The 22,574-nt window shown below is 57.5% G+C and carries 16 protein-coding genes; 7 read left to right on the top strand and 9 right to left on the bottom strand.

Annotated features, from left to right (window positions below; all coding sequences use genetic code 11):
• Window positions 1-130: 130 nt before the first annotated feature.
• The 3 genes from HY010_15395 to HY010_15385 all read right to left on the bottom strand — a co-directional run bounded on the left by HY010_15395 (window position 131) and on the right by HY010_15385 (window position 6,223).
• Window positions 131-2,419, bottom strand: a complete 2,289-nt coding sequence (locus tag HY010_15395; protein ID MBI3477117.1) for a VCBS repeat-containing protein — start codon at window positions 2,417-2,419, stop codon at window positions 131-133.
• A 596-nt stretch (window positions 2,420-3,015) separates the two neighbouring features.
• Window positions 3,016-4,722, bottom strand: coding sequence for a D-aminoacylase (locus HY010_15390; protein ID MBI3477116.1), 1,707 nt, complete (start codon window positions 4,720-4,722; stop codon window positions 3,016-3,018).
• Window positions 4,723-4,831: 109 nt separating this feature from the next.
• The gene (locus tag HY010_15385; GenBank protein ID MBI3477115.1) at window positions 4,832-6,223 is read right to left on the bottom strand and encodes a M20/M25/M40 family metallo-hydrolase; all 1,392 of its coding nucleotides are present in this window, start codon (window positions 6,221-6,223) and stop codon (window positions 4,832-4,834) included.
• A gap of 229 nt (window positions 6,224-6,452) precedes the next feature.
• Between HY010_15385 and HY010_15380 the strand changes: the two genes are divergently transcribed.
• The 3 genes from HY010_15380 (at window position 6,453) to HY010_15370 (ending at window position 9,719) form a co-directional block, all read left to right on the top strand.
• On the top strand, window positions 6,453-7,568 hold the full coding sequence (locus HY010_15380) for a LacI family DNA-binding transcriptional regulator (GenBank protein ID MBI3477114.1): 1,116 nt from the start codon (window positions 6,453-6,455) through the stop codon (window positions 7,566-7,568).
• Between the two features lie 32 nt (window positions 7,569-7,600).
• Window positions 7,601-9,094 carry a xylulokinase gene (gene xylB / locus HY010_15375; GenBank protein ID MBI3477113.1) on the top strand — a complete coding sequence of 498 codons (1,494 nt, stop codon included), beginning with the start codon at window positions 7,601-7,603 and terminating at the stop codon, window positions 9,092-9,094.
• Between the two features lie 100 nt (window positions 9,095-9,194).
• Window positions 9,195-9,719: a cytochrome c gene (locus tag HY010_15370; GenBank protein ID MBI3477112.1), complete on the top strand. Its 525-nt coding sequence runs from the start codon at window positions 9,195-9,197 to the stop codon at window positions 9,717-9,719.
• A 35-nt stretch (window positions 9,720-9,754) separates the two neighbouring features.
• Here the strand turns inward: HY010_15370 and HY010_15365 are convergent, their stop codons facing one another.
• The 3 genes from HY010_15365 to HY010_15355 all read right to left on the bottom strand — a co-directional run bounded on the left by HY010_15365 (window position 9,755) and on the right by HY010_15355 (window position 13,215).
• Window positions 9,755-11,191: a fucose isomerase gene (locus HY010_15365; protein ID MBI3477111.1), complete on the bottom strand. Its 1,437-nt coding sequence runs from the start codon at window positions 11,189-11,191 to the stop codon at window positions 9,755-9,757.
• Window positions 11,192-11,301: 110 nt separating this feature from the next.
• Window positions 11,302-11,505 (bottom strand): hypothetical protein, encoded by a 204-nt coding sequence (locus HY010_15360; protein ID MBI3477110.1) that lies wholly within the window; start codon window positions 11,503-11,505, stop codon window positions 11,302-11,304.
• A 9-nt stretch (window positions 11,506-11,514) separates the two neighbouring features.
• A complete protein-coding gene (locus tag HY010_15355) occupies window positions 11,515-13,215 on the bottom strand; it encodes a sodium:solute symporter family protein (protein MBI3477109.1) in 1,701 nt (566 codons plus the stop codon).
• A gap of 332 nt (window positions 13,216-13,547) precedes the next feature.
• Between HY010_15355 and HY010_15350 the strand changes: the two genes are divergently transcribed.
• From HY010_15350 to HY010_15335, 4 genes are read left to right on the top strand one after another with little or no spacing between them, the layout of a single operon-like run.
• Window positions 13,548-15,902 carry a glycoside hydrolase family 31 protein gene (locus HY010_15350; GenBank protein MBI3477108.1) on the top strand — a complete coding sequence of 785 codons (2,355 nt, stop codon included), beginning with the start codon at window positions 13,548-13,550 and terminating at the stop codon, window positions 15,900-15,902.
• A 15-nt stretch (window positions 15,903-15,917) separates the two neighbouring features.
• On the top strand, window positions 15,918-18,017 hold the full coding sequence (locus HY010_15345; GenBank protein MBI3477107.1) for a beta-galactosidase: 2,100 nt from the start codon (window positions 15,918-15,920) through the stop codon (window positions 18,015-18,017).
• Window positions 18,018-18,029: 12 nt separating this feature from the next.
• Window positions 18,030-19,667, top strand: coding sequence for an alpha-L-fucosidase (locus HY010_15340; GenBank protein ID MBI3477106.1), 1,638 nt, complete (start codon window positions 18,030-18,032; stop codon window positions 19,665-19,667).
• A 45-nt stretch (window positions 19,668-19,712) separates the two neighbouring features.
• Window positions 19,713-20,165: an acyl-CoA thioesterase gene (locus tag HY010_15335; protein MBI3477105.1), complete on the top strand. Its 453-nt coding sequence runs from the start codon at window positions 19,713-19,715 to the stop codon at window positions 20,163-20,165.
• On the opposite strand, the gene pobA is transcribed toward HY010_15335, so the two are convergent.
• The 3 genes from pobA to pcaD are packed head-to-tail and all read right to left on the bottom strand — an operon-like array spanning window position 20,166 to window position 22,565.
• A complete protein-coding gene (gene pobA / locus HY010_15330) occupies window positions 20,166-21,368 on the bottom strand; it encodes a 4-hydroxybenzoate 3-monooxygenase (GenBank protein ID MBI3477104.1) in 1,203 nt (400 codons plus the stop codon).
• Window positions 21,365-21,778 (bottom strand): 4-carboxymuconolactone decarboxylase, encoded by a 414-nt coding sequence (pcaC, locus tag HY010_15325; GenBank protein MBI3477103.1) that lies wholly within the window; start codon window positions 21,776-21,778, stop codon window positions 21,365-21,367. Before pcaC ends, pobA begins: the two co-directional genes overlap by 4 nt.
• Window positions 21,771-22,565, bottom strand: a complete 795-nt coding sequence (gene pcaD / locus HY010_15320; GenBank protein MBI3477102.1) for a 3-oxoadipate enol-lactonase — start codon at window positions 22,563-22,565, stop codon at window positions 21,771-21,773. Before pcaD ends, pcaC begins: the two co-directional genes overlap by 8 nt.
• Window positions 22,566-22,574 lie beyond the last annotated feature (9 nt).

Below are 22,574 nucleotides of genomic sequence, written 5' to 3'. Positions count from 1 at the left end.
AGGAGAGCGAGTTTGGTTGTAACGCAGGTTGAGTTCGAGGATGGTTCAACTTGGGCTCTGCCGTAAACCTTAAAGTGAGAGACGGTGCACTCTGTTGTTCGCGATTTCGGGACTATAGAGGCGGGGATAGCTACTTGTGAAACACCACATTCGCATTGGGCGGCCGAAAGTCCAATTCAAAGTTCGAGAAAATCAAGTCGCTCTTCCCGCCGTGATTAAGGTCGGCAGAGGTCATTGACGCGGTATCTGCCCCAGAAGCAAAGAAAGACCGGCTGAACTGGCCGTTGGCATTGTTGAACAGAATCACTGCCTGTTGGGCGAACATCAGACCCGCCGCAATATCGATGCGGCCATCGCCATTGAAGTCTCCCACCGCCACTCCGCCTACAAATCCTCCTGTGTCGAGTTCGGTGGCCACGTAAAAAGTGCCGTCACCTTGGCTGTAAAAGATACCCACGCTTTGTCCGCCGTCAGAGATCGCGACATCGTCTTTGCCGTCTCCGTTGAAGTCTGCGACAGCAGCGACTGCTCCGTTGACCAGTGGTAGCGCTTCGCTGGTCACAAGATTGAATGTCCGATTGCCTGCATTGAGCAAGGTCGCTCCGCCGATAGCAATATCCAGCCTGCCGTCGCCGTTGAAATCGCCAATGAGATAGGGTCCAGAAGAAATGTTTTGCGTGGCAACCGGCGTGAACTGGTACGCTCCGTTGCCGAAGAAGATTTGACCAGAGCCAACAATGTCAGGGTGCCCATCACCGTCCATGTCAGCAATCATGATTGGGCCGCTGATCGGTGGCAGGGTAATCGGGGACGACGAAAAATTGAAACTCCCATTGTTTGGCCAGATAATCATTCCGCTGTCTGAAAATCCGATCAGATCAACCACGCCTCTTCCCGTCAGGTCCGCCACCATGAAACCACGCGGGTCTGTGCTGGCTGCCAACTGGAATGCATTGTGGCCTTGGTTCTGAAAGACATTCCCGAAGATAGTGTCGGGAAATCCGCCAAAGAAGATTTCGGGCAGGCCGTCGCCATTGATGTCGCCTGCATACGGAGGTGAAGCCAGTGGCGGAGCCAAGGCAAGTGCCGAGGGAAACTTGCGGTCAGTTCGCCCGAGCGCCACCGACACGAAGTTGAAACGATCCGGGACAATCAAGTCAGGCAGGCCATCGCCGTTGATGTCTGCTGTGACAGAAGGACCTCCTTGTGGCCCGACGACTTGCTGGGGCGTGAAGTTTCCGCGTCCGTCGCCGAACAAGTAGAGAATATGCGACGGCTCGGTCTCGCCGTCTGTGCCAGCCAAGTCGGGGAAACCATCATGGTCGAAGTCTCCGACCACAAGCTGATAGACCTTATATCCAGGCGGGGAGATCGTTACGCTGCCAAGCTGCTGAAACGACCCGTCTCCCTTGCCTGCGAAAGAATAGAGCTGGAGAACGGTGTTTTGAACTGCCTGCACCACCAAGTCTGGAATTCCATCCAGATTGAAGTCGCCGACAGTAGCCAGGCCGCCGACCCCGTTGAGCCCAGGCGTCACGCTGTCGGAGAAGTGGCCCGATCCCAGATTCATCAAGGTGTGAACAACAATCGGACCTGTCGGCGAAGTCTGTGTCGAATAAACAATGTCGGGCTTCCCGTCGCGATTGAGGTCGCCAAGAGTGAAGTAGCTGAACGTATTGATCGTGGCCAGCGATACTCCGGAAGAGAAGTTCCCTCCACCCGTATTTCGCAGCCATTGCAGGTCGCTAGTTGCTCCTGAGCCGTCCGCACCCGTGACGACGAGGTCCAGGAGTCCATCCCCGTCCAGGTCCGACAGATACTCGGTGATGAGGACACCGAGATAAGGCACCTCCGACGAGGCGAGTGGTTGGAAATTGCCGTGTCCATCGCCGCGCAGAACTGTTACCAGGCTGTTGTTCCCAACTTGGGTGACCGAAACCAGGTCAGCGATGCCGTCTCCGTCAATATCGCCGATCAAAAGCGCGTATGGAGTCTGTATCGAGAGGACGGCAGCAGGAGCGAGGGAGCCATCCGAGCGGCCCTTCAAGATCGCAATCCCACCAGAACCGTTCGGGACATCGTTGGGCATGAGCACATCAGCGAAGCCGTCACCTTCAATGTCAGCGACCGCGATCCAGAGCGGACTGCTCTCCGGGCCTACCAGAAAACCAGGGATCGCATTCATAACAAACGGACCCTGCTGGGGCGCATAAACCGCAAGACGAATGGCGTTGGAAGTACCAGTGCTCTGCTGTACCGTGATTTGATGGTTAGCGGCGGTAGTGTCAAAGTCCGAACTAATTTCGGCTTCCAGCGTATGCGCGTCGAATAGGAAGGTTGGTACTGGCTGCCCGTCAATCGCGACCAGAGCATCACCTTTGAAATTCGCCCCGGTAACAAGCAAAGTGCCAAGCGGCACATTCACCATCAGGCTAGAAGGTGCCAGACGGTTGATTGTCGGGCTACTACCGCCGCCACCTCCCCCACCGCCTCCACCTGACCCGCCAGAGCCCCCGCCGCAAGCGCACAGTGCAAATATTGCGACCGCGAGGCTAACGCACATCAACTGACGAACAACAATCATTCGCAGCAATTACACAGCAGAGTAATAACATTGTCCAGAAAGGAGTCGTGCTGGAGTGCTGTTCGGAAATCTGCGATCCGTTCGCAATCCGTTTGTCGGTCTACCGCTGCTTTTCATGTACTTCGGCGCCATCCGTGTCCCTGTATGTTGTTGAATCGTTGTTGTCATGCGGATTCGAATCCCTCCCTCTCCGCCAGTCTGTCGATCCCAACCACTTATCTACCTGTCGCACACCCTTCGCCGTAGATGGCCCTACAGAAAAAGCGCGATTTGGTGTCCCAATGGTGTCCGATGGGATCGGAACATCCCCGGCTATGCGTTTTTCGTCCATCTCCAAGCGTCGTGCGGCACTGAGAATTGGCGGACTTGAACAGAAGAAGAACCGGCCAGGGTTGTTAGTGAAATCGCGTTTTTTCGCCAGTTGAGAAATGCTATCGAGCCTGTGTGTATCCAGGGCCCCTCAAGGCGCGTCCTGGGCGGTCCCCGGTGATCTTGCCATCAAGCACAACCGGCTCTCCATTTACAAAAACATATTTCATCCCTGTCGCGTAATGGAGAGGGTCTTGGTAGGTGGACACTTCTTGGACCGCACCAAGGTCGAAGACAGCAATGTCGGCCATCATGCCAGGCCGCAGAATTCCCCGATCCATGATTCCGACTCGGCTTGCGGCAAACGAGGTCATTTTGCGAATGGCCTCCTCCAGGCTCATCGTGTGCTCAGTGCGGACATACTGTGCCAGCACACGGGGAAACGTGGCGAAGGCACGAGGATGTGCCTTCACCCTGCTCAATGGCCCATCCTCCGCCTGGGCAGCGGAATCAGAACCATAGGTCGAGAGCGGGTTTGAAACGGCGGCGCGCACGTCATCCTCCGACATAGTTGCCATCACTACCTCGCTAAGGCCTTCATCGGCGATCGCAAAATCGATAGCAGCGTCCGTGGGATCCTTGCCCATCTTTTGTCCAATCTCGGCAAAGTTCATGGCTTCGTACTTGTGCAGCTCCGGGTGCATCGCCTGAATGAGCTGGATGCCCTGACCTCCGCCGGAACCAAGCCAGTAGTTCTCCCAATCAGCGGCGGGCTCATTCATTTCCTTCCTAACGCGGGCGCGCTGGACGGGGTCCTTCAGGCGTTCCAGCATCTTGGGGGTACCGTCGCTCAATACCCAGGGTGGAAAACATGTGTTGAGGCCGTTCTCGCCCCGCGTGTACGACTCCACGCTCGCGGCGACGTCAACTCCTCGCGCCCGCGCTGCCTCGATTCTTTTGAGAACCTCCGGCATTTTTCCCCAGTTCTCAGGGAACATGGTTTTCAGGTGCCAGATCGTGGTCGAGATGTTGGCGCGTTGCGAGATAGTGAAAACTTCGTCCAGCGACGGGAATATGCGGTCTCCTTCCGAACGCTGGTGCGTGAAATAAACACCGCCGTAGCCACGCGCGACCTTGGCGAGTTCAACAATCTCGTCCGTGGAGGCGTAGTTATCGGGCAAGTACTGCAAAGCCGAACTCAGGCCCAGCGCTCCCTGCTGCATAGACTGCGCGACCAACTGACGCATTTGCGCCAGTTCCGCGGGCGTGGCCGGACGGTTATCGTTGCCAATTACGTAGGAGCGCAAACCTCCAGCACCCACAAACATGCCCAGATTAATGGCGGGCTTGGCGCGCTCCAGACGACGCAAAAATTCGTCGAACGTGTGCCAATCGAGGGCGACGTGATACTGCTCCGCCTGGGCTTTGAGATCCAGAGCATCGACTACACGATCATTGAGGGGTGCGTCAGAAGTGCCTTCCCCCGTAATTTCAGTAGTCACGCCCTGCGTAATCTTGCTGGCCGCGCGGTTGTCGACGAGGAGATTGAATTCCGATTGGCCGAGAGTGTCGATAAAACCCGGTGACACTACCAGACCACTTGCGTCGATGCGTTTCTTGGCTGGGGCATCGTGAAGATCGCCGATGGCAGCGATGCGGTCGCCAATGATACCGACGTCCCCGGCGAACCACGCAGCACCAGTGCCATCGACGATGTGGGCCCGCTCGATGACGAAATCGTAGTTGGTAGTTTGTGCACAACCGGACACGGTGGCAAATAGCACCGCGACGAGTAGCAGGGATGAAAATACTCGATGTCTTACTATCATGGCGGCCCCGGAGGCTGGAGTTCAGGCATTATAGCGACATAGCGCAGAAGACACCTCTCCTTGCCGTCTGCCAGGTGAGTCGCATCGTGCCGCTCCCGGACCCGCACCGTCACTGCGTCTTGGCCAGAGTCTTGACCAGTTCATACAGGAAAGTCTGGCCTTCATAAAACGACTGCACGCCCATTCGTTCATCTCGCCCGTGAAAACGGATATCGTCCCGGTCGATGAAGAAGCCCTGGACACCGTAGGTTGGAATGCCGGCTTCGCGAAGCGATCTGCCATCGGTCGCTCCCATCACCATGGTGGGCACAACGGGCACGCCTGGCCACTGCGATTCGGTTGCGCGTTTCACCGCACTGAGGACATCGGGCCGCATCGCGGAGGCTGGCCCTCTACCGGCGTCTCCGTTAATTGTGATTGCAACCTGGTCATCGGCTACGACCTTTCGCAAAGTGCTGAGTACATAGTCCGCCGAATCCTCGGGAAGGACACGGCAATTGACATTGGCGGCCGCCAGTTGCGGCAGGGCATTTTTGGCGTGGCCTCCTTCCAGTTCGGTGGCCACGCAAGTCGTCCGCAGAGTCGCGTTCCACCGTGGAGCGGCAGCGGCAACTCTCTCCATCGCATCCGGCGAACCATCTGCAATTCTGACAAGGTCGGCGGTGATCGGGCCGGTTTCAAGCTTCGCCATCTGCGCGAAATACGCGGCCGTCACTTCATTCGTTTTCAGTGGAAATCCAAAATGCGCAAGCCGGTCGAGTGCGGCGGCCAGATGGTAGATCGCATTGTCCGCAACCGGAAGCGAACTGTGCCCGCCCTTGTTGCGCACTTCGAAGCGAAAATTGATCACGTACTTCTCGCTCACCTGCAGGTAGTTCGCGATCTTCTTGTTTCCCGACGATTCTCCCCACCCGCCTTCATTGAGCGACAACTCCGCGTCAATCAGGTCACGATGGTTCTTGAGCAGCCAATCCACGCCGTTGAAGGGACCGCCTCCTTCTTCGTCAGCGGTCAGCGCGACGATGATGTCGCGATCCGGCTTGAATCCTTCGCGCTTGTAACGGATGAGATTCGCAATCCAGACTGCCGCCTGAGCCTTGTCGTCGCCGGTGCCGCGACCGTAGAAGAAACCGTCCTTCTCGATGAATTGAAAAGGATCCATGCTCCAGTCTTCGCGCTTCGCTTCCACCACATCCTCGTGAGCGAGAAGAAGGATTGGGCGCGCCTTCCCGGTGCCGCGGTAGCGCACGACCAGGTTCGCCTTCTTGGGATTTGGTCCGCCCACAAAGATGTCGGAGTCGGAAAATCCAGCCGCTCGCAGACGAGCCGCCGCAGCTTCGGCAACCGGTGTCGTCGAGCCGGTCGTAAATCCGGATTGGATCTCCACGAATTCCTTGTAGATATCGTGGGCAAGTTGTTTATCAGCGGGTGGCGCCATGGTCTGAGCGCTCGACGCGAGCGCGCTCAGCAGCAGAAAAACCGGAAGCAGGGATCGAACCATGCGGCATTCTTCCATGACAGGGGTTTTGCCGCAACCCTCACAATCCGAGGCTAGATAGGGGCATCGTAGGCATCCGGTTGCTGACAAACCAGTTGACAGCGCTGGTCGGGCAGCGTAGTTTCGTGAACGTTTACGGTTTTTACGTGATTTTGTCGATCTCCTCCAATCCGCCCGCAGCGGGCCTATTCCTCAGGTCTTCGATTCGCAGCGTGATCGGTCCGTCACTGCCATGAGCCGAAAAGTCAAACTGATTGATATCGCCGAGGCTCTCGGCGTATCCACGGGCACTGTTCATCGCGCCTTGCACAATCATGCCGGCGTCAATGCCATGACCAAGGCCCGGGTACAGCAGATGGCCAAGAATCTTGGCTATCGTCCCAACCTCGCCGCACGCTACCTCTCTTCACAGCGTAATCTCCGCGTCTCGGTCAACACGTTGCAGGGAACAACCTCGTTTTGGGACGAAGTACGGGAAGGCATCAATGAAGAAGCTCGTACGCTCGTCATGGAAAACGTGGAAATCGAGTTCCGCACTTACCCCAGTCTGGGAGAAGGCGAAGAAGAAGCATTCGACGCCGCGTTGAAAGCTGGAGTCGATGGCATCATCACGTTCCCGAGCAGGCCCCAGGGCCTGCACTCCTGGATGCGGCGGGCATCGCGGAACAGTATCCCTGTCGTCTGCGTGGCGACGGACGCTCCGCATACCGGTCGACTTGCCGTGGTATCGATTGACACAATGGCCAGCGGATCCCTGGCGGCCGACCTCATGGGAAGCCTGCTGCGGGGCGCAGGTAAGGTTGCGGTCACCATGAGCGCTCTCGCGATCACCGAGCATGCCGAGAAATACAAAGCGTTCGAGAGCACGCTGCAAAAGCTCTATCCGGAGATGATGCTGCAGGAACCGATCGAAGACCACGATGTGGAGAACGAGGCGTATGAAAAATGCCGGAAGCTCTTTGATAAGCATCCGGATCTGGCCGGAGTATACGTGACAACGGAAGCTTCGATCCCCGTCCTGAATGCGGCTCGCGACGCGAACATGCTGGACCGGCTGACCATCATCACTACCGATCTTTTTCCAGCCCTGGTTTCCGAGATCCGATCGAGGGCCGTGGCGGCGACGATTTATCAGAGGCCCCGGACGCAGGGACGGATCGCATTCCGCGTTCTCCATGAGTTTCTGGTGGAAGGGGAATGCCCTTCCTTCCAGGTGACGCTCGCGCCGCATCTCGTGATGCGAGGAAATCTGGACTTCTTTCTGCAACGGCAATCGCTGGAGTCAAACGTGGAAAAAGGTGCCAAACACCGGGCGGCACCGCCCGAACTCGCTGAGTTCTTCGGCTAGCTCCAAATTTTCCGGGATCAACTGGGGGCGTTATTTACTTCCTAGGAATCGACGTCGGTACAGGCGGAACGCGCGCGCTGATCATTGACGAGCGTGGAAAGGTAATCGCATCCGGAAACGCGGAGCACATACCCTTTCAATCTCCGCAGATCGGGTGGGCGGAGCAGGACCCGCGCGATTGGTGGAAGGCCTGCGGGCACGCCGTCACTCAGGCTCTTGCGAAACTCGGCGCGGGTGGAGGAGCAATCGGCTGCGTCGGCTTCTCCGGGCAGATGCACGGCGCCGTTCTGCTCGACGCACAAGACGAGGTCGTACGGCCTGCTCTTATCTGGTGCGATCAGCGCACCGAAAAGCAGGTGCAAGAGTTATCGGATCTTTTCGGGACCGAACGACTGATCCAGCTCACCTGTAACCCTCCACTCACGAATTTCACGCTCACCAAGCTGCTTTGGGTTCGCGAAAACGAGCCGCACAACTGGCAGCGAGTTCGACATGTGATGTTGCCGAAGGACTACGTTCGCTTCCGCTTGACTGGGGAACGCGCAATCGATATGGCCGACGCTTCCGGCACGCTGATGCTCGACGTTGCCCGGCGCGCCTGGTCGGCAGAAGTGCTGAGCAAGACCGGGATCGATCGCGAGTTGCTGCCTGCGCTCGGAGAATCGCCAGACGTCTGCGGAAAAATCTCCGCGGAGGGAGCGGCGGCCACGGGCCTGAAGGCGGGCACTCCCGTAGTCGCGGGAGCAGGTGATCAAGCTGCAGGCGCGGTGGGCATGGGCATCGTCCGTCCCGGAACGGTAAGCGCGACGATTGGCACGTCCGGTGTCGTCTTTGCGGCCACGGACGGTCCGGCACTCGACCCGCAAGGACGTCTTCATACTTTCTGCCATGCCATCCCGCAGCGCTGGCACGTGATGGGAGTGACGCAAGCGGCAGGCTTATCTCTGCGTTGGTTTCGGGACCGCTTCGGAGCCGGAGCCGATGATGGACGCGATCCGTACGAGCATTTATCGGAAGAGGCGGCCACTGCCCCCGTTGGTTCGGACGGCGCGTTATGGGCGCCTTATCTGATGGGCGAGCGCACGCCGCACTGCGATCCGAATGCTCGCGGCGCGTTGCTCGGTCTCGCTGCGACCCACACTCGAGCGCATATCGTCCGTGCGATTCTCGAGGGCGTCGCCTTCAGTCTCCGCGATAGCTTCACGATTTTTGCGGAGATGAAAGTTCCTGTGAACCGCATTCGATTGGGCGGCGGCGGCGCACGATCCCCGCTATGGCGGCAGATTCAAGCCGATGTCTACGGCCACGCGGTCGAGATTGTCGAGGCTGAAGAGGGCGCTGCCTACGGAGCGGCAATCCTGGCCGGAGTCGGCGCGCGATCCTGGAAATCAGTGGATGAAGCCTGTGACGCGGTCGTCAGAACGGCGCTGGAGATCGAGCCGAACCTGCGGGATGTGACGACTCTCAATCAAGGATACAGCGCCTATCGACGGATTTATCCGGCGTTGCGACAGATTGCGGGCTAGCGTTAGCGCCAGCAGCCGAGCCCACCCGAACGGCAATATTCGTCATTAGCCGAGACCAATTCACCTCCGCCCCGTCTATACGACACACCGGGAGGTGGCTATGCGCAAGCTTCTGACAGGCTGGGTGCTCGGAGTCGTCACGGTTCCGGCAGTCATTTTTGGAACCGCCTGGCTTGGATTCTTGCCCACCCAGGCTGAGACGGCTCCACCGGCGTGGGAGAAGGCATTTGCGCAGATGGCGTTGAACAACTATGTGGCGCGACATGCTCCACGCACGCAGAATCCACTCCCCTTAACTGACGAAAACCTGCTGGCTGGAATGAAAATTTTCAGAGACGGCTGTGCCGGCTGTCATGGCGATCCGAACGGCACCAGCGACTACGGTGCTAGTTTTTATCCTAACGTTCCACAATTTGCGAAAACTCCGCCGCGCCTTCCCGACTACCAGCTGTTCTGGATCATTCGCAACGGAGTACGCTATTCCGGCATGTCGGCATTTGACCAGCAGTGGCAAAATGACGCGGCCGTATCGGACAACAACATCTGGAAAGTGGCCACGTTTCTGAGCCGTCTTGAATCTCTGCCACCGGCGGTCGATGCAGAGTGGCACAAAAAACAAAACTGAACGACAGGGTTAGTCGCGGCGCTGAGGACCGGCAGCTAGCAGCCGGCTCCGTCTCTCCCGTGCCAGTAGGTCGCCCAGCCGAGATAACGAGTCGCTGCTTCGTGCATGGCGTCTGCGACGGTCGAGAAGTTTGCGGCGACGTGATGTTCAAAGCCGTTTTCGCAAATGTAGTGCAGGAGTTTCTGCATCTGCTCGATCTTCACGACACCAGCCCCGCCGAACGTGTTCAGGTCGTCGTCCGTGAAGGCTCCCGCCCCGATGTAACCGCGAACCGTGCCGGCCGTGTCGTCGGTGGAGAAGCGGGCATACGTCATCGCTCCCGCTTTCACGCGGCCCACGCAGGTTCCGAACGTATTCTCTTTGCCCAGCGTGCCGGCGATGATTTCCTGGAAGTCCATGCGCACGTCGCGGAAGAAATGCTTGGGCAGATTGCTGCAATGGAAGCAGACCGCTTTGTCGGGATCGTCGCCGTAGTTGTTGTTCCAGTCGAGCAGCGCACTTGGTGTTCCCGAAGCAAGTTGCAGGGCGTGCATGCTCACGACGCCGCAGACGTCCACCTCGCAGGCGCTGGAGAGAAGGTTGTCGCTCATCATGCTCATCATCGTGCACGGCACGACACCGAGATTTTCTTCAATCGATGTCCAGCACTGCACCGCGCTGACCTGAACGTCGGTAGCTTTCATCCACTGTTCGACGACCGCCGACAGTTTGGCCATCTTCACCAGCGCAGGCTCTGGAATGCTGGTGGTCGGGACGTACTTCTTGATCGCCTGCAGCTTCTGAACTGCAGCATCGTCGTTATCTTTCATGCGGCTGATCCGGCCGAGTACTTCCGAAAGATCCAGCGTTTCGACCGAGATGCCGTTCGATTCCAAAATCTTTTCGCTGTAGCGGACCGTATTAAAAGCAGTCGGGCGCGCGCCAATACTGCCCACCCGAAGGTTCTTTAGTCCATTCACGATGCGGCAGACGCCAGCAAACCTGTCCAGGTCCGCGCGAAATTCTGGGGAAGTGGGGCTCACCGTATGGTTCGCCGTCAAGGTGTACGGGATGCCGTATTGGCGAAGGTTATTGCAGACCGAAATCTTGCCACAGAAACTGTCGCGCCGGTAGGCGATGGTCATCTTGCCGGAATTATCCGGCGTCGCTTGCACCAGCACCGGAACATTCAGATGAGCAAGGCGCAATGTATCCGCGACAGCGCGTTCATCGCCAAAGTTGGGCAGGCTGACGATGACGCCGTCGATCTGTTCATTCTTCGACCGAAATAATGCGGCGCAGCGCTTGGCCTCGTCGTGCGTTTCAACCGCACCATGTTTGCTCTGTTCGGGACTAAGCGCGACGACATCAAATCCTGCCTGATCAAGAACCTGCAGCATCTCCTCCCGTCCGGATTTTGCCAGGTGATCGGGAAAGAAACCGCGCGTTCCAACAATCAGTCCAACTGTCATTCTTTTTTTGGAGTTCGACATAAGAGTGCTCTCTCGAAAAAGTGCTCTGCAGAAAACCGTGTGAAGAAATTCTGTAAAGAAATCATCTGTAGAGACGAGGCTTGCCTCGTCTCCTTCGCCGATGAACCGGGTTAGGCCGCCCGTCCCGGCCGGGAAAAATAGCAATACACCGCGCCCAAGATCGCCAGCAATGCGCCCCACCACACGCTCGCGTGCAAATTGAACAACACGACCGCGTTCTCTGGGGGATGCGCAATCTGGTAGAGGCCGGCTCCAAAAATCAACAGACCATTTCCCAGCAGCGAAACGCCGATGAAAAACCAGATCGAAATCATGACCCCTCCCTACCAGAAAATGATGTTTAAGATAAAGAAAACCACTGTCACTACTGCCGCCCAGAACAGCGGCTTCTGATACATAGGCACATTCTCAATCGATGGGATTTCCGTTTCCCCATAAACCAGTCCGGCCAGGGCCGAGTGCGGCATCGGCTTGGTGGCCAAGCTGACCGTCACGGTCACGATCACGCACACCACGAACGACCAGAGCGCCTGGTACATATCCTGCGCCAGCGCCTTGGCATTGGGTGAGAGCGCCACATAGCGCAGCGCGGAAGGATCGATTTTTACCCACGCCCACATCGAGATCGAAGATAGCGTTCCGCAGAGTAATCCCCAGAATCCGCCGGGCCCCGTCGCCCGCTTCCAGAGCATGCCGAGTACGACCGTGCCGAACAAAGGCGCGATGAAGAAACTGAACAACGCCTGCACGTAATCCATGATGCTCGCCGACCGCATCACCAGATACGCCGTGCCCACGCTGATCAGCACCCCGACCACCGTCGTCCAGCGTCCCATGTTGACGTAGTGATGGTCCGTGCCCTTGCTGTTGAACAGTGGCTTGTAGATGTCGTAAGTCCAAACCGTCGTAAACGCGCTGACGTTCCCGGCCATGCCCGACATGAAGCCGGCGATCAGAGCAGTCACTCCCAGCCCGAGTAAACCCGGCCCACAATAACGGGCCAGCATCAGCGGGAGCACGTCGTTGTAACTATGACCTCCGGTGACCGTAGCCACCGATTCCGGAACCAACTTCTCGGGCAGCAACCCGAGACCGAGTAGGCCGGGGAGGATCACGATGAACGGCACCATCATCTTGAATCCGGCGCCGATAATGGGAGCCAATTCCGCGCTGCGCATGTCTTTCGCAGCCAAGATGCGCTGCACCACCAGAAAGTCAGTGGTCCAGTAGCCCATCGAAATAATCGCGCCCAGTCCGAAGACGATGCCCGTCCAGTGAATGCCCATTGGGTTGGCGGTGAACGATCCCAGGCCTGACCAGAGATGTACATATTGCTCGGATGCCCGTTGTGCGATCAGAACTTTCAGATGCCCCCAGCCACCCGCCTCATAGAGTCCGAGAATCGGAATCAGTAGCGCTCCGGCCCAGATCAGAAAGAACTGCAGGACTTCATTGAAAATGGCAGAACGCAACCCACCCAACGTGACATACACCGCAACGGTGAGCGACGACACCCAGATGCTGAAGTTGATGTCCCACCCCAGGACGATCTGCATCACCTTGGCCATGGCGAACATGTTGACGCCGCTCATGAGCACGGTCATGAAGGCAAACGAGACCGCAGACAGTGCGCGGGCGGGTTCTCCGAAACGCAGCTTCAGATAACCGGGTACCGAGTGGGTCTTGGAAATGTAGTAGAACGGCATCATCACCAGCGCCAGAAACAGCATCGCCGGAATGGCCCCGATCCAATACCAGTGTGTCGCCAGAATGCCGTACTGGTAGGCCGATCCCGCCCAGCCCATCAGTTCCAGCGCTCCCAAATTCGCCGACAGAAAACTCAAGCCTGCCACCCAGGCTGTCATCTCGCGGCCCGCCATGAAGAAGTCTTCGCCGGTGTTGGCCCGTCCTTTCAGGTACCAGCCAATCGCAAGCACCAGCGCGAAGTAGAAGACGATGATGATCGAATCGACGGTCGACAAATGGACCAGTCGTTGCGGGAGAAGAAGAGCGATAGCCATCATGCGTGTGAGGTCAGCGAGTGGAGTGCATGTCCTTCCATGAAGTCGTCATCTGAAAGATAGCCGCACCGTAAACGTTGACGGTCCCGCCGATTGAGTGTTTATTCTCTATTGCAGGGCTTGTCAAGTTCTATTGTCGCGTCCGGGCCAATATTTCATGGTGATGACGCAGGCCAGTCGGGGTTTTCCGGCTCCGGCTGAGACGACTTTCGAGGCTCAGGACGCCGTTAGCGTTTACGTGCCTCGAGCGTTTGACAGAACACAAGGTGGATGCCAGAGTTTCCTCGCAATGACATGACGGCAATTCCCAATATTTCCGTGAGGTCCTCATAAATATGTGGCTCAAAACGCAATCCAAGCGTGCGTCCCTGACCGTCGCGATCCTGTTGGGATTGGTTTCGGCAGCGATGGCCCAGTGGACTCCCATGAATCCCGTCACCGGAAGCCAGCAACAGGCGGACGGTGTCGTTTTCACGATGAAGACGGGTTTCTTGAAAATTCTTGTCTGCTCGGACTCGGCCGTTCATGTTCTCTATTCCCGTACAGCTTCTTTCCCAGAGCGATTCGACCCCGTCATCATGAAGAAAGACTGGCCCGCTGTTAAGTGGACGATGCAGTCGAATCCCGAAGATTTCACTCTCACCACCGCACGCCTCAAAGTGGTCGTCGCCCGCAAGAACGGCGCCATTACCTACCGCGACCTCAACGACAAGCAGTTGGTAAAGGAAGAGTCCCGGAAATTGACTCCGGTCCGCGTCAATGGCGAAGACACCTATCGCGCGGAGTCCTTCCTCAACATCTACGGATCCAGGGAAGGCCTCTACGGGCTTGGACAGCATCAGTCCGGTGTCTGGAACTATCGTGGTGAGTCGGTCGACATTTCGCAGGACAACACCAGCATCGCCGTACCGTTCCTCGTTTCCAGCAACGGCTACGGGATCTTCTGGAACAACGCTTCCCGCAGCCGCTTCAACAACCGCTTTGCCAACTACCTGTACATCAGTTCCGAAGTTGCGGACGTCGTTGACTACTATTTTTTTTATGGCCCTGAACTCGACGCGGTCATTGCGGGCTACCGCGACCTTACCGGACAAGCTCCACTGTTCGGCAAATGGGCCTATGGCTTCTGGCAGTGCAAGAACCGTTACAAGTCTCAGGAAGAAATTCTTGGAGTGGCCCGTAAATACCGCGAGTTGCACATCCCCGTCGACAACATTGTTCAGGATTGGTTCTGGTGGAACCGCAAGGGCGAGTTCGTCTTCAACAAGAACTATCCCGACCCCAAGGGCATGGTCGACGAACTGCACCACGACAATTTTCACCTGATGATTTCGATCTGGCCATTCTTTGAGCCGGGCTCTGCCAATTACGACTTCATGGACAAGCAGGGTTGGTTCGTCGACAAGTTCAAGTATGCGAAGCCGCCTTATCACACTGACGCCATGGCTGCGTACGACGCAACCAGCCCCGGGGCACGCAAGTTTTATTGGGACCAGGTGAATCAGGGCCTGTTCAGCCTCGGTGTCGATGCGTGGTGGATGGATACGACCGAGCCCGAGACCGAAGGTCAGGAAGAAAATATTCAACTCGGCCACAAACTGGCCGCCGGGAGCGGCGACCGCTACGTGAACCTCTTTCCGATGCTCACCACGGGCGCCGTCTACGATGGCCAGCGCAGCGCCTCTGACAAGAAGCGTGTATACATCTTGTCCCGTTCCGCATTTGCCGGATCGCAGCGCAGTGCGGTGACGGCGTGGTCCGGAGACATCAACTCCGACTGGTTCAGTTATCGGAGGCAAATTCCGGCGGGCCTCAACTTTGCGCTCTCAGGGATTCCATATTGGACGACCGACATTGGAGGCTTCGTTTTCGGAGACCCCGACGATCCAGCCTACCGGGAACTATTTGTTCGCTGGTTTCAGTACGGAACGTTCAACCCGATTCTACGAGTTCACGGCACGCGCAAAACTGACCAGAACGAGTTGTGGTCCTACGGACCAGACGCCCAGAAGATTCTGGTTAGCTTCGACCGCCTCCGCTATCGGTTACTTCCTTACATCTATTCCCTGGCGTGGCAGACAACCCACCGGAGTTACACACCCATGCGGCCGCTGGTGATGGACTTCCGCACAGATGTGCGCGCCCAGAACACCTGGGACCAATTCATGTACGGTCCCGCGTTCCTCGTCAATCCAGTAACGGAGCCATCGGCCACAGGTCGCCCGGTCTATCTGCCGGCCGCAACGTGGTACGACTTCTGGAGCGGAGTGACCGCAGAAGGTGGAAAACAAATTACGGCCGATGCACCGCTCGACCGTCTTCCGTTATTCGTTCGGGCAGGCTCAATCGTGCCGCTCGGACCCGACGTCGAGTGGTCCACGCAAGTCGCAGCGGATCCAATCGAACTGCGCGTCTACCGTGGAGCGGACGGCGACTTTACTCTCTACGAAGACGAAAACGACAATTACAACTACGAGAAAGGCGCATACGCGACGATCCCGCTGCATTGGGACGAAGGGAAACAGACGCTGACGATCGGCGAGCGCCAGGGTCAGTTTCCCGGCATGCTGACGAATCACACATTCCGTGTCGTTTTCGTGACCGAAGCTCACGGAGCAGGTATCGCGCCCTTCGCGACACCAGACCGCATCGTTAGTTACACGGGAAAGACACTCACAATAACTCGTTAGATTCGAGAGATTCCTATGTCCTTATCCAGACTATTCGCACGTATATCTTCGACGATCGTATTGTCATGCCTTATCTCTGCGTCTGCTCAAAACTCAAGCAGCACTCCCAACCAAGGCGTCCCGAGCCAGATCCCGGGCAAGAACGCGATTTTGATCGGCGTCGCGTGGTATCCCGAGCAGTGGCCCGAATCCCGCTGGGAAGAAGATCTGCGATTGATGGAAGCTGCGAATTTGAAAGTCGTTCGCATCGCGGAGTTCGCCTGGAGCCGCATGGAGCCTTCCGAAGGCCACTACGATCTGGACTGGCTGGAACGCGCCGTCAGCTTGGCGGCCAAACATCATATTGTTTCAGTCCTGGGGACACCTACGGCAACGCCGCCCGCATGGCTCACACAGAAATATCCTGACACGCTGCGCGTCGAGACCGACGGCCAGCGCGTGGCCCACGGCAATCGCGCGCACGCGTCAGCGACATCTTCGCGCTACCGTGATTTCTGCCGCCGCATCGCCGAACAGATGGCGCTTCGCTTCGGTCATAACCCCAACGTTGTCGGATGGCAGATCGACAATGAATACGGTTACGCGCTGATGTCCTACGACGATGTCACGCGACACCAGTTTCAAGATTGGCTGCACAGCAAATACAAAACTCTCGACAACCTGAACACCCGCTGGACAACTTCCTATTGGAGCCAGACCTACGACAACTGGACTGAGATACCAATCCCGATCGGAGGTCACAACCCTGGCCTGATGCTCGAATGGAAACGTTTTGTCACAGCCAGCTGGAATTCCTATCAACAAATTCAGGTTGACGTGATCCGGCAGCACGCGGATCCACGCCAGTTCATCACCGGAAACCTGATGGGCTTCTTTGATGGGTTCGATCACTATCCCATCACCGAAGCGCTAAGCTTCGCTTCTTGGGACGACTACGTTGGCACCGGGCATGTCGATGCGACCTACAACGGGCTCGCGCACGACCTGACGCGAGGGTTCAAGCGGAAGAATTTCTGGGTAATGGAAACGCAGCCCGGAGCGGTGAACTGGTCGTCTCTGAACAATTTTCTGGATCGCGGCGAAGCCCGCGCTATGGCATGGCAAGCCATCGGCCATGGCGCCGACGACGTCAACTATTGGCAGTGGCGCAGTGCTCTCAACGGGCAGGAGGAGATTCACGGCGTCCTCGTCGGTCCAGATGGAACGCCCGTGCCTTTTTATGATGAGGTGAGCCAGACGGCTCATGAATTTGCTCAAGTCGAAGGTGCCTTCCGCGATACAGTTCCAGTCTCCGAAGTCGCGCTGCTGTACTCCTATGACAGCCACTGGGCAGTCCAGTTTCAGAAGCACACCGACAAATACGACGACATCGGCCTCCTGAAGAATTACTACCGGGCCTTGCGCCAGATCTCCCAATCCGTGGACGTCATCAGCGCCTATGCTCCGCTTGACAGCTACAAGTTGGTTGTCGCTCCCAGCCTGAACGTACTTCCCAAAGATCTCGCAGACCATCTATTGGACTATGTGCGACAGGGCGGCCACCTGGTGCTCGGACCTCGCTCCGGCATGAAAGATGAGTTCAATGGCCTGTTGCCTCAACGACAACCCGGATTCCTGGTGGATGCATTGGGAGGCAGGGTGGAACAGTACTACGCGCTCGAAAAAGACTTCCCGGTATCCGGCTCGTGGGGCAGTGGCATCGCCAGCATCTGGGCTGAACAGCTGAAGAACATGACGCCGGACTCTGAAGTGCTTCTGAAATATGGCAAGAGCAACGGCTGGCTCGATGATCAACCAGCAGCAATCAGCCGCAAGTTTGGCAAGGGGCGCATCACCTACATCGGCGCCGTTCTCGACGACAAGCTCACTTCGTCCGCGGCCGAATGGATGGCACAGCAGAGCCATGTCACCGCAGCGTTCGGCCCGGTGCCGGACGGTGTGGAAGTGAGCCGGAGGGTGGGCGGTGGGAAGAAAGTATTCATCCTCATCAACTATGCGCATGAACAGCGCGAAGTAAAACTGCCGCATCCCATGAAGGCGTTATTGGCAAACCGGCAGGCGGACAAGATTGAATTGCCTCCCTACGGCGTCGAGGTTCTGTCGGACTCGCAGTAGGCTGAAAGGGACATGAATAATTTCGCAATCGCAGCGTACCGCTGGCGCACCTATTTGCCTTGTGTCGCGGCGTGGTGTCTGACGGCGCTACTGGCCGGCGGTGAATGCCGAGCACAGGCCACTCCGTTGGATCCTGTTGCCACCGACCGCATCTGGCAAGAAGCGAACCGCAAATACGACGATGCGCGCGCAGGCTTCCTCAAGAAGGTGGACGAGCAGGCGGCGAACGGACCCTTCCGCCCGGACTGGGAATCACTGCAGGGGTATCGTGCGCCCGATTGGTATCAGGACGCGAAGTTCGGAATCTTTATCCATTGGGGACTGTATTCGGTCCCAGCGTTTGCGAACGAGTGGTACTCGCGCAACATGTATGTCGAAGGCACGCCCGAGTTCAAGCATCACGTGGCGACTTACGGTCCGCAAAAACAGTTTGGCTACAAAGATTTCATCCCGATGTTCAGGGCCGAGCACTTTGATCCGGCCGAGTGGGCGCGGCTCTTTCGCGCCGCGGGTGCGAAGTACGTCGTCCCGGTGGCAGAACATCATGATGGATTTCCGATGTACGACTCGAGCCTCACCGACTGGTGCGCCGGGAAGATGGGCCCGAAGCGAGATGTGGTGGGAGACCTGGCAAAAGCGCTTCGAGCCGAAGGGCTGCATTTGGGATTGTCGTCGCATCGCGCCGAGCATGACTGGTTCTTTGATGGCGGCCGCAAGTTCGATTCCGACGTCAACGACCCTCGCTATGCGGCGTTTTACGGCCCCGCGCATCCTCGCCAGATGCGGAATGGCGACGAGAATCTGCTGGAAGATTGGACGTACGTTTCGCCGGAATTCAAGGATGATTGGCTCGCGCGCACGGCGGAAATAACAGAGAAATATCATCCCGACCTTTTGTACTTCGACTGGTGGATCGGCCAGCCTTCATTTCGCGACTATGTGAGCCGCTTTGCTGCCTACTACTACAACCAGGCAGCAAAGCGTGGCGGCACAGCTGTCATTAACTACAAGCAAAACGCTTTTCAGGAAGGCACTGCGACCTTCGACGTGGAGCGTGGACAGTTATCCGAGATTCGGCCTCTGCACTGGCAGACGGATACATCCATCAGCAACGCGTCCTGGGGATATGTGCCGAACGACACTTACAAATCCCCTGAGTTCATCATTCACCAGCTTGTCGATGTCGTCAGCAAGAATGGGAATCTTCTCTTGAACATCACTCCGCGCCCTGATGGCACGATCCCCGAAGAAGAAAAGACTATCCTGCTCTCGGTGGGCGACTGGCTCAAGGTCAACGGCGAAGCCATTTACGGAACGCGGCCCTGGAAACATTTCGGTGAGGGGCCAACGGTAGTGGTCGGTGGTGCGTTTCACGATACTGCGAGCAAGCCCTACACTCCGGCGGACTTTCGCTTCACTACGCACGGCTCTACTCTTTATGCGATCGAATTCGGATGGCCCGCGGACGGCCGGGTGATCATTCGTTCGCTGACTAGCGAAGCTCTCGGCAGTCAGAAAGTGCGCAGTGTCAGTTTGCTTGGCTCGGACGCGAAGATTCCGTGGCAACAGGAGTCGGACGGTCTGCATTTGCAGCTACCGGATCGCGCGCCGGGCAACTATGCTTACTCGTTCCGAATTTTGTTTGACTAGCAAGCCGCGAAAGAACATGACGAAGAGGCGCATTCCAACATGCTCGTGAACCGCAGACGTATTCTGGTTGAATTCGGAGATTGCGACCCCGCTCATATCGTTTTCTTCGCGAACTACTTTCGCTGGTTTGACGACTGCACGACCGCGCTTTTTCTGGCGGCCGGGCTCCCGATCCGTGAACTTTTCCCATCTCATAAAGTCCTCGGCATTCCCGTCGTGGAGGCAACCGCGCAGTTTCTCGCTCCCGCCACCCATGGAGACGAATTGCTCGTCGAATCGAGCGTTGCAGAAATCCGCAAGAGCAGTTTCGTGATCACACACAAATTTTTCCACGGCAAGGTGCTGTTACTCGAAGGACGTGAGACGAGAGTTTGGGCTGCGGCTCATCCGACGGAACCCAACCGCATGAAAGCCTTGCCTCTGCCGAAGGAAGTCATCGAAAGCCTTTCTGATAAGCACAAGAAGGCTGGGAAGAAATCCGCGCGAAACCGCCGCTAGCTAGATCTTATCCATGGGCAAGCCGACGTAGTTTTCCGCTAGTGTTTTTGCAGCCGCGCGCGAGCTGGTCACGTAATCGAGTTCCGCCAGCTGGCGCCGGCGGTCAAAAGGATTTTCGTCCGAGAAACGATGCAGCATGGACGTCATCCACCACGAGAAGCGCTGCACTTTCCACACACGCCGCAAGCAGATTTCCGAATATCGATGCAGGAGTTCCTTGCTGCCCGTGGTGTAGAACTGCTTCAGCCCGCGCGCCAGAACTTGTACGTCGGCCACGGCGAGATTGAGTCCCTTGGCGCCGGTGGGCGGCACGATATGCGCCGAGTCTCCGGCAAGAAATATGCGGCCGTACTGCATCGGCTCAACCACGTAGCTGCGCATCCCGGTCACACCTTTTTGGATAACGGGCCCCTCGGTGAGCGTCCACCCATCCGAAGCGAGTCGAATCTGCAGCTCTGTCCAGATGCGCTCATCGCTCCACTGTTCGATGTCTTCTTCAGGATCGCACTGCAGGTACAAGCGTCCAATCTGGGGTGTACGCATGCTGTGAAGAGCAAACCCGCGATCGTGGTAGGCGTAAATCAGTTCCGTGGTCGATGGAGGAGCTGCGGCAAGGATGCCAAGCCATCCGAACGGATACACGCGCTCATATTCCGTCAACACTCCACGCGGAATGCTCGGCCGGCAAATTCCGTGAAAGCCATCGCATCCGGCAATGAAGTCGCAGACGATTTCGTGCACAGCCCCATCTTTTCGATAGCGAATCCTGGGAGATGAGGCGGCCGTTCCACCCGCCGGATCAGCGAAGTCATGCACGCTGACTTCTTCGACGTCAAAATGGATCTGCCCGCCATCTGCTAGCCGCGCACGGATCAGGTCTTTGACTACCTCATGCTGCGCGTAGATCGTGATCCCCTTGCCGCCCGTGAGTTCCTGAAAATCGATGCGATGGCCCCGGCCCTGAAAACGCAACTCAACACCATAGTGAATCAACCCTTCGGCCTTCATCCGTTCGCCGACGCCCATCTCGGTGAGCAGGTCGACGGTCCCTTGCTCCAGTACCCCCGCGCGGACTCGCTCCTCCACATGCTGCCGGCTGCGATTTTCAACGATGACGGAGTCGATTCCCTGCAGATGCAAGAGGTGCGACAACACCAGTCCTGCCGGCCCTGCACCTACGATGCCGACCTGCGTGCGAGTCACTTCGCTTTCCTCTTCAGCTGCTTGTTTGCAGGTTGATCCATCTCACCGAAAACTTCTGCGGCGATATGAAACGCCGAGTTCGCGGCGGGAACTCCGCAGTACACAGCGCTCTGCAGCAGGACTTCCTTGATCTCGTCGCGGGTGACGCCATTGTTAAATGCAGCCCGGATGTGCAGGCGCAATTCATCCTTCTGATTCACGGCGATGAGCATCGCGATGGTCAGCAGACTGCGCGTGCGGCGTGGCAGTCCGGGACGAGTCCAGACTTCTCCCCAGGCATTGCGCGTGATGTAATCCTGAAATTCGCGATTGAATTCGGTCGCGGACGCGGTCGCGCGATCGACATATTCATCGCCCAGAACTGCCCGCCGAACCTTCATTCCCTCCCGATGTCGCTGCGCTTCATCCATTGTGCATTCCCTTCCTGGACAGAAAATCGGCTACCGCATTGGTGAACGCGCCCGCCTGCTCGACGTTCGAAAGATGCGCAGCGTTGAGTTCCGCCAGCACGGATCCGGGGATACGCTCGGTCAGATATTGAGCGTCCGCCATGGAAGTGACCGGATCCTTCGAGCCGCCGCTCACCAGCGTTGGGACTCTGATCGAGCTCACTGCGTCGCGCAGATCGATGTCGCGAATGGCGGCACAACATGCCGCATATCCCGCGGGTGGCGAGGCCTCGAGCATCGCTTGTGCCCGCGCAATTTGATCCGGCGATGTCGCGCGAAACTCGGGAGTGAACCAGCGCTGAATCACCGCCGCAGCGACTTCTTTCATCCCATCTTTGCGGACGGTTGCAATGCGAGCGTTCCACATCTCCGCGGTACCGATTTTCGCCGCCGTGTTACTGACAATCAACTTGTGCAATCGGTCAGGCGCATGCACCCCCAGCCACAGGCCGATTATGCCGCCCATCGACAGGCCGCAGAAATGAATGCGCTCCAGTTGCAAATGGTCGAGTAGTGCGAGGACGTCGCTCCCAAGCTGTTCGATCGTGTAGTCACCCGCCGTGACCGAGGTCTGGCCATGTCCACGCGTGTCGTAGCGCAGGATGCGAAAACTTCTCGCAAGCTCTGCCATCTGCGGGTCCCACATCGAGAAGTTCGTGCCGAGAGAATTGGAGAGCACGAGTACCGGTCCGTTCTCGCCGGTGAGATCGTATCGAGTCTGTATATCTCCGATTTGGGCAAACGGCATGACGTCTCT

The organism is Acidobacteriota bacterium, assembly GCA_016196065.1.
Classification (GTDB): domain Bacteria; phylum Acidobacteriota; class Terriglobia; order Terriglobales; family Acidobacteriaceae; genus Acidiflorens.
Note: the sequence above shows the minus strand (reverse complement) of the source record. Positions and strands in the feature narration are given on the sequence as shown.

Bases quoted from the DNA above. Each gene is read 5' to 3' on its own strand.
- HY010_15390 (MBI3477116.1), bottom strand. From the start codon at position 4,722: ATGATAGTAAGACATCGAGTATTTTCATCCCTGCTACTCGTCGCGGTG.
- HY010_15385 (MBI3477115.1), bottom strand. From the start codon at position 6,223: ATGGTTCGATCCCTGCTTCCGGTTTTTCTGCTGCTGAGCGCGCTCGCG.
- HY010_15380 (MBI3477114.1), top strand. From the start codon at position 6,453: ATGAGCCGAAAAGTCAAACTGATTGATATCGCCGAGGCTCTCGGCGTA.
- HY010_15370 (MBI3477112.1), top strand. From the start codon at position 9,195: ATGCGCAAGCTTCTGACAGGCTGGGTGCTCGGAGTCGTCACGGTTCCG.
- HY010_15365 (MBI3477111.1), bottom strand. From the start codon at position 11,191: ATGTCGAACTCCAAAAAAAGAATGACAGTTGGACTGATTGTTGGAACG.
- HY010_15360 (MBI3477110.1), bottom strand. From the start codon at position 11,505: ATGATTTCGATCTGGTTTTTCATCGGCGTTTCGCTGCTGGGAAATGGT.
- HY010_15355 (MBI3477109.1), bottom strand. From the start codon at position 13,215: ATGATGGCTATCGCTCTTCTTCTCCCGCAACGACTGGTCCATTTGTCG.
- HY010_15350 (MBI3477108.1), top strand. From the start codon at position 13,548: ATGTGGCTCAAAACGCAATCCAAGCGTGCGTCCCTGACCGTCGCGATC.
- HY010_15345 (MBI3477107.1), top strand. From the start codon at position 15,918: ATGTCCTTATCCAGACTATTCGCACGTATATCTTCGACGATCGTATTG.
- HY010_15340 (MBI3477106.1), top strand. From the start codon at position 18,030: ATGAATAATTTCGCAATCGCAGCGTACCGCTGGCGCACCTATTTGCCT.
- pcaC (MBI3477103.1), bottom strand. From the start codon at position 21,778: ATGGATGAAGCGCAGCGACATCGGGAGGGAATGAAGGTTCGGCGGGCA.
- pcaD (MBI3477102.1), bottom strand. From the start codon at position 22,565: ATGCCGTTTGCCCAAATCGGAGATATACAGACTCGATACGATCTCACC.